Here is a 6,517-nt window from a genome sequence, read left to right as displayed (position 1 = left end):
CATATCACTTACTACCGTTTTTGTTTTTAGTTCCCGCTAATCCGCGATGAACCATTAAAAAGCCTTGTCGAGAGCGACAAGGCTTAATGTTAGTTAAATTATATGTTGAACTAATTCAACTTTATCTTGCGAAACTAAACAGGATGTCTGCAAATTTACCAAGTTTTTCTTCTTTCACTTCACCATGAATGGTTCTAATACCGCTCGTGATTGGAGTGATAGAAGTAAAATCGATACCACAGCTGTTATTTTTCGCAGAATCAAAGTACTGCACTTCCCAGGAAAACGGTGTTCCCGACATTGAGTACACGTCGAATGTGTAGTTTGCTTTTACTTCTTCACAGCTCATTTTAAGGTAAATGTCTGCATCTGATACACCACTCTCACACATGTTAGTATCAGTGCAATTGTCATCTACATCATTCATAGCTGCGTCAACATCCATATCATTAATGTTGCCATTTTGGTCAATATAATGAAGAGTACCTTCAACCCATACGTCATCAGTAACGCCATCAGTAATGCGTTGAGATATTAAGGCATTCAACTGTTGTGGAGTAGTATAGGCAGGGTGCATTTCCTCAAAAGTCATACTTTCTACTTTGTCGTCAATTGAATAGTCGAAAGTTTCTGTATTTTGGAACACAAAGTAGTCTTGGTACTTTTGAGCACTATAGCGAATAGTGAATGATTCATCACCATCATTGATATTAAGTACATACCCCCCACTAGCATCAATAGTGTATGAACCAAGTGACTCAAAATTATTGTTGTTAGCAGGAGACGACGAAGTATTAATCTCAGGGCAAGAAGTAAAGCTGTCTTGAGTACGAGTGTATGCGTAGAGCGTTTGTGTTTCTGAATCGAAATATCGAACCTCACAAGCTAAGCCTGTACCTTCATCATTGTAGTTTTCTAGTGCTGATTGATACAAATATTGGTCTTCGATAGATGTTGTGGGAGGTGTAACATCTCCTGGCTGAACGTTAGGCAACCTAAACGTTACCATTTCTGATTCAATATCATTTTCCTCACCACCCGAAAAGTTGATCCCCTGTGCGATATACAGAACAACATTATTGGTCTCTGAAGTTGGGCGCCCACTTAATGTTACGAAGCCCGAACTATCAACACTTACCGATACACCCGGAATCGGGTTGCTTGGCGCTTCATTATCATGTGGCGCATAGTGAGCGTAATATTCAATATCGCCCGAAACCTTTGAGCTAAACAGATTTGCAACGCTGAAAGCTTCTTCAAAGTCTTTACCAACAGTCAGTGACCATTGCGTCGTAATTTGTGCTTGTAGATCTGCTTCTAACTCTTCGTTAATACTGATGCTGCCAGCTTGCACTGGAGGCATTGTAAAGTTCGCTGGTGCAGACGCTAAGAAGGTTGAAGTGTGACCATCATCAGCATGAATGGTGAAGTTTACCTTGTTGCTATTAACCTTTTTTGGGTAACCCGTTATGTGAATTACGCCAGATACTGAATCGTACTCAGATTTAAGACCAGGAACTGCACTGTCGATATTTGTTGTGTATGTTAGGTGAGAATCTTCACGATCTTCAAACAACGTATCTACTGGGATCTCTCCGGTAAACTGGGCACCTTGGATTAGATTCCATGTAGATACAATTTCAGTCTGGATTCGTGTCTCTTCCGTATCCACAATGCTTGGAGGTGTGTTGAGTAGGTCAACATCGAATGAAAAAGTAGTACGCAGTGTACTGGTTACTTTCGCATCTTCATCTTGTGTATCTTTGTCTTCTGCTTCAAACGTAATTGTGTAACTGCGCTGCGGATTCTCCAATGAGCCTGAACTTGATAATGTTAACGTAGTACCAGTTTCGTCAAGCTCAGCAGTGATCTCTCCTTCTCCATCAATTTTAACTCTAGGCCTTACCGGAGTTAGAGCACCGTCTACTGAATACTTATCTTCAAAAAGATTGTTTGGTACTTCAATCGTTTCTAAAACAGTATCTGTTTCGGTAATTTTGAGTGTATGGATCTGTTTCTGGATCGCTGATGCTGCTGATGGATTAACTAACAACTTAAAGTTGCGAATAGCGGTCTCTGGCTCAGTTGGATCAATGATTGGCCTGTCGTTTACCAGGTTCTCATCGCCCATATTGTCTTCTGTAACGATTTCTTCTGATTTTTCAGTAGCCGTGTCCGTGATTACCTCAATTTGTTTTTCGTATTCTGAAGGGTTTTTCGCTTTTGACTCCGTAAGAATCTGCGCAGTTTTATGAAGTCGAGCACTTTGCAGGTTGCTCTTAGAGTCTTCGACAAAGTCAGAGAAAAGATCAATTGGTGCTTCTTCTGTGCCCCCAAGGTTGCTACTTACTGCTGATGCGGCAGCTTCAAGTGTGCTGTTATTTTTGCGCATCTCGATAGCGACTAGATCGGTAATTGGAGATATAACGACACCTTCACTGCCATCAACCTTTGGTGTGCGAAGTACGACAGCGTTGGACATAGGTTGGTCCGGAAGGTCCATATCTCTTGTATATAGATCTAACAGTTTATCCAGTGATTTTGTATTGTCAGGAAGAGTACTCAGTTTCTGAGCCAGCTCTGGAGTTACATCGCCAGGACGGAGCGTTTGTAAACCTAGGCTGTGTTTGACCTCTGTATTTTTCGGTAGTGTTAATTCACCGTTTTCGTCTGTTAGACCGAACACAGTATCGATGTCTAGATTCAGTTTCCCGTTGTCGTCCACATCGGCAAACACTACGGCGTTATGGAAGTAGCCATCAAATCCCTTTACTACAATGCTACTCGATTTATCACCTGAATCGCCGCCAGGAGGAGTACCATCATTGCCAGGGGTATTACTCGTATGGGGGCTATCACTCCCACAACCTGTTAAGCCTAGTGCCACCGCAGCCGCTAATAACGTTACCTTTTTCATTTTTTATCCTTACCCTGAAGAGTAATTATTTTTAGGTTAATTAAGATCTGCGGCGTTTTTACCTTTGTAGAGTGGATTTCACAAGACACGAAATTTGAGTGAAATACCGTAAATTATTTTCAATAAATTGGGTTGTGCTGCGTGTTTACTTTCCTCGTTAACCAACAGCGAGAGAACTTTAAATCCTTTTCAATTAGGCTGTCGCTACACGCTAGTAGCTGGCTAATTTCTTGAGTTTGAAGCCCCATAAGGTATTTCAGTTTGAATGCTTGTGATTGCCTTGGGTAATTCAAAGTAAAGTGGTCAACAGCCTTATCCATAATGATTAGCTGCTCGAAATGCCTTTCTTCTTGAGGGGGAAATTTTGTGGGGAGTTGGCGTTTCTGTGCTTGTTGACGTCGAGCGTTATCGATGAGTATTTGTCGCATGATTTTTGCTGCCATTAACAGAAAATCACGAGTGTCTTTTATTGATTGAGTATCAGCAAAAGAGAGCTTTAGGTAAGCATCGTGAACTAACGCCGTTGTGTTGTTGATGCTATTCCAAGACACCCAACAGTTTTGATCATGCTTGGTTGTGCTCCTCTTTCTCTCTTTTTGAGCGAGATCGTAGAGGTGGGCGTAAGCGAAGCGATAGAGTTTCTGTTCTGCCCATTTATGCCCCGCTTTCCAATCTCTGATGATCGACTCTATATCAGTCAGTTGGTTACTCATGGTTAGCAGTTTCCTTTTGTTGATTTTGTCCTAGTTGTTTGTGGGGCAATTATTCGTAACAGTTTCATCTTTGTTTTTGTTGGTATACCAGGATCGCCTAAAACCGCTTTATGGGTATCTTTTAGTACTGTATTGATCGATGCTTTCGACTTAGGGCTCTCTTTTATTTGAGAAAGCGTTCGGACAAATTGCCTTGTGACTCTTTCTGAAGCGCGCTTTTCTATCTGAAGTTGTTGGTTTTTTTTGATCAAAGGCGTGTAGAAACCTACACCACACCAAATGAGCACAGTAGATAAGGCACATTGAATTGGACGGCGTTGGCATAGCTTCAGAGCGGAATAAAATGGTTGGTCTTGATATGCGGAGATTGGACGACAAGCGATCAGCTGCGTAATGTCGTTGTAGAGTTCATTGGTGCTCGAATAGCGTAGTAAGGCGTGGCGTCGTGTCGCTTTTTGAATTATGCAGTTTAGATCCCCCTGGCTTATCGGTAGTTTAGGAAACATGAAGTTTAAGATCTTTCCTAGAGCGTAAATATCGCATTGGACTGTGGGAGGGCTTCCGCTGATTTGCTCTGGACTAGCGTAGTCATGACTGTAGGCATTGATTGTGAGTGGGTGAGTTGATAACTGGTCACTGATTCCTCTCATTAAATTAAAGTCGAGTATCTTTGGGTTCCCCTCACAATCGATTAATAAATTTTCTGGCTTTAAGTCGGTATGCAGCACTTGGTGCCTATGGGCATGTGAGATAGCCGCACACACCTTTAAAAATAGATTGAGCTTTTTTGGGGAACTCAGGTTGTAGGTCGCAAGGTACTCGTTCAACGTGCAACCTTTAATATGTTCCATAACGATGTAGACAGACCCTTCATGTGTCCCTCCATCGATCACCTTGGTTATATATGGGTGATTCAACGTCGCAAGCGCTTGTGCTTCTTGAAACAGATACTCTTTATCTATGAGGTGAGATAAAGCGGGTTGAATGAGTTTTATGGCAAGATCTTGATGGAATGTCTTATCCACTCGAGTAGCAGCATAGACAACACCAATACCGCCACGACCTATTTCGTAAGATAGGTGGTATTTATCAATGTATGTATCAGAGAAGTTAGCTTTTTTGTCGGTAGCTTGAAGTGCGCTTACACCAAAGATGTGTGTAAGAGGCTCTAGATCTGACGAGCAGAGAAGGGGATAAATCTTGTTATACAGTTCGACTTGGTGTGATTTTAATTCTTTTAGGTATTTTGTTTTTTCTGCCTCAGATAGGTCCAATAATTGATAAAAAAGATCGGTTATATGGGTGTTGGCTACTGACATTGTCGCTTGTTCAAGAATTATTATGAACGGGATTCTATAAGTACGAGCTATAGATTTTGCTGAGATTTGACAATCTTTTATAATTTTTTATATATCAGTGCTTTGTGCGTTCTTTTTTTGTTCAATCTGGTTAATAAAAAGCAGGCCTAAGCCTGCTTCTATCTTTAATCTTATGATCTGCGATTAACGCATGGTCACAAATTCTTCGCTGCCCGTTGGGTGAATCGCCACAACAGAGTCGAAGTCTGCTTTGGTTGCGCCCATCTTCATTGCAACGCCGAAGCCTTGAATCATTTCATCAACCGTGAAGCCGATGCCGTGTAGGCCAACGACAGTCTCTTCTTCGCCAGCACATACTAGCTTCATCTTACAAGGTTGACGGTGCTTGGTTACTGCTGTGTACATCGCAGTGAAGCCCGATGTGTAAACCTTGATGTTGTCTTTGCCGTATTGCTCTTCAGCTTCTTGAGTCGTTAGACCAATAGTGCCGATAGGTGGGTGGCTGAATACAACAGTAGGCACTAGCTTGTAGTCCATTTTTGCGTTTGTTTGACCGTTAAATAGACGCTCAGAAAGCTGACGACCGGCTTTAACAGCAACAGGTGTTAGCTCGATACCGCCTTCCATGATGTCGCCAACACAGTAGATGCCAGGAACATTAGTTGCTTGGAACTCGTCTACTTTGATGTAGCCACGATCGTTCGTCTCAACGCCAGTTGATGCTAGGTTAATAGCGTCAGTTGCTGGGTGGCGACCGATCGCCCAGATTAGGTGGTCAACGTTTTGAGTGTTGCCGTTCTCTAGGTGTAGAGTCAGTGTGCCGTCTGCTTCTTTCACTACTTCTTTTGGAACAGAGTGTGTATGAAGTGTTGGGCCTTCCGCTTCCATTACTTCAACCAATGTCTCGATGATCATTGGGTCGAAGCTACGTAGTGGAGATTCTTTACGGCAGAACAGGTGTGTTTCTGTGCCAAGTGCGCTTAGTACGCCTGCGATCTCAACAGCAATGTAGCCCGCGCCGATAACCGCAACACGTTTAGGTTGCTCCATTAGGTCGAAGAAACCGTTTGAATCGATGCCGTATTCTGCGCCAGGGATGTTTGGAATGGTTGGACGACCACCTACTGCGATCAGAATATGATCAGCGGTGTAGTGTTCACCGTTAACTTCAACAGTCTTCTCGTCAACGAACTTAGCAAAGCCTTTGATTACGTTTACTTTGTTGTTACCAAGAACGCGATCGTAAGATTGGTGGATACGACCAATGTACGCTTGGCGGTTTTCTATTAATTTGCTCCAGTTGAAGCCTTTTACGTCAACGTCGAAGCCGTAATCTTCAGAGTATAGGTTGATCGCTTCAGCAACTTGAGCGCCGTGCCACATTACCTTTTTAGGAACACAACCAACGTTTACACAAGTACCACCAAGGTCTTGAGCTTCGATAAGTGCAACCTTTGCACCGTGCATTGCTGCGCGGTTTGCTGATGCGATGCCGCCTGAACCGCCGCCGATACAGATGTAATCAAAATGAGTCGCCATTACTTTCTCCATTTATTGAAGGCTGTGGG

The 6,517-nt window shown here is 42.8% G+C and carries 4 protein-coding genes; all 4 read right to left on the bottom strand.

Features of this window, described 5'->3' with window-relative positions:
- Positions 1 to 121 precede the first annotated feature (121 nt).
- On the bottom strand, positions 122 to 2,917 hold the full coding sequence (locus AB6D58_RS07420) for a hypothetical protein (protein WP_372156890.1): 2,796 nt from the start codon (positions 2,915 to 2,917) through the stop codon (positions 122 to 124).
- Positions 2,918 to 3,036: 119 nt separating this feature from the next.
- Entirely contained in the window at positions 3,037 to 3,630 is a 594-nt protein-coding gene (locus tag AB6D58_RS07415; RefSeq protein ID WP_372156888.1) for an ECF-type sigma factor, read from the bottom strand.
- 2 nt (positions 3,631 to 3,632) lie between these two features.
- Entirely contained in the window at positions 3,633 to 4,949 is a 1,317-nt protein-coding gene (locus tag AB6D58_RS07410; protein WP_372156886.1) for a serine/threonine-protein kinase, read from the bottom strand.
- Between the two features lie 183 nt (positions 4,950 to 5,132).
- Positions 5,133 to 6,488, bottom strand: coding sequence for a glutathione-disulfide reductase (gorA, locus tag AB6D58_RS07405; RefSeq protein WP_065583839.1), 1,356 nt, complete (start codon positions 6,486 to 6,488; stop codon positions 5,133 to 5,135).
- Positions 6,489 to 6,517 lie beyond the last annotated feature (29 nt).

The organism is Vibrio sp. 10N.239.312.D08, assembly GCF_041466145.1.
Taxonomy (GTDB): Bacteria; Pseudomonadota; Gammaproteobacteria; order Enterobacterales; family Vibrionaceae; genus Vibrio; species Vibrio crassostreae_C.
The sequence above is the reverse complement of the archived record's forward strand: the minus strand, read 5'-3'. Positions and strand labels throughout refer to the sequence as shown.

Coding starts and splice junctions, on each gene's coding strand:
- AB6D58_RS07420 (WP_372156890.1), bottom strand. CDS start 2,917: ATGAAAAAGGTAACGTTATTAGCGGCTGCGGTGGCACTAGGCTTAACA.
- AB6D58_RS07410 (WP_372156886.1), bottom strand. CDS start 4,949: ATGTCAGTAGCCAACACCCATATAACCGATCTTTTTTATCAATTATTG.
- AB6D58_RS07415 (WP_372156888.1), bottom strand. CDS start 3,630: ATGAGTAACCAACTGACTGATATAGAGTCGATCATCAGAGATTGGAAA.
- gorA (WP_065583839.1), bottom strand. CDS start 6,488: ATGGCGACTCATTTTGATTACATCTGTATCGGCGGCGGTTCAGGCGGC.